The organism is Arthrobacter sp. NPDC080086 (assembly GCF_040702285.1).
The window spans coordinates 1-1,263 of the sequence record NZ_JBFBKP010000170.1 but is presented as its reverse complement, the minus strand read 5'-3'; the positions used below and the strand labels follow the sequence as shown (position 1 = coordinate 1,263).

Sequence of the window (1,263 nt, the reverse complement as noted above, 5' to 3'; positions counted from 1 at the left end):
TGGCGGGTGATCGGCGTGTCTACTATATCTGCAAGAAGCGCCGCCGGCGACCGCTATCGTCGGCTAGGTACGCTCGGGTATAATTTTTGGTTGACACGCCGACGAACCGCCGAAGGAGACTGGCTTCTACGCAGGCTATGCGCGCGTCATCCGCAAGGTGCTGGACCACAAGGGCAAGATGCTGGCCGCGATGACGGTGCTATTCATCGGCTCGATGGTGCTGCTCTCGCGCGTGCCGGCCGGGTTCCTGCCCCCGTCGGAACGCCCGCAGTACCAGGTTGCAATTGAGCTGCAGCCGGGCAGCGATGCACGACGCACGCAAGCCGTGGTGCGCGATCTGAGCCAATGGCTGAGCGACAAGAAAGCCAACCCCGAAGTCACGACCAGCATCGGTTACGTGGCAGATGGGGGCCCCCGCGTCGTGCTGGTGCTCAGTCCGCCGTTGCCGGCCTCGCACGTCGGCTACTTCACGGTGAGTGTGCAGAGCGCGAAAGATGTTGCGCCCATGATCGAGCGCACACGCCAGTGGATGGCGCAGCGCTATCCCGATGTGCGCGTGGACGCCAAACGCTTCTCACGCAGTGCAAACGATGCCGGCACGGTGGCCTACCGGATCAGCGGCCCGGACGAAACCGTACTGCGCGATATCGGCGGCAAGATCGAAGGCATGCTGCGTCCGCTGCCCGGGATGGTGCACGTGCGCAACGATTGGGGCCCGCGTGTGCCGCGTGTGGACGTGCAGATCGACCAGCGCAAGGCGCGCCGCCTGGGCATCAGCAGCGAAGACATCGCCACCTCACTCGGCGCCCGCTATACCGGCGTTGAGGTCTCCGTCCTGCGCGACGGCGACACGCTCGTGCCGCTGGTGGTGCGCGGCAGCGATGCCGAACGTGCCCGCCCGGAAGACCTGGCGAACACGCTGATCCACCCGGCCAGCGGCGCGGCACCGGTGCCCCTGTCTGCACTGGCGAGTGTGTCGCTGTCTTCCGAGCCGTCGGCCATTCGCCGGCGCGACCTGGTGCGCACGCTGACCGTGGAAGGCCGCAGTACGCAGGCCACCGCACAACAGATCGTCGACCGTGCTGCCCCGAACATCGCAAAGATCGCGCTTCCCCCGGGCTACCGAATCGAGATGGGTGCCGAGATCGAGGAAGCCGCCGATTCCAACGCATCCCTCGAGACCTACCTGCTGAATGGTCGCCACCGAATGCTTGTGCTGCGTGATCCCCATGCCCCAGCAGGCGATGACGCTGCCGGCCTTGA

Annotated in this window: 1 protein-coding gene; it reads left to right on the top strand. The window is 66.0% G+C overall.

Annotation, left to right across the window (positions count from 1 at the left end; translation table 11 throughout):
• Positions 1 to 157: 157 nt before the first annotated feature.
• Positions 158 to 1,263, top strand: a 1,106-nt coding sequence (locus tag AB0305_RS23080; protein ID WP_366174201.1) for an efflux RND transporter permease subunit, incomplete at its 3' end; no start/stop codon positions are given.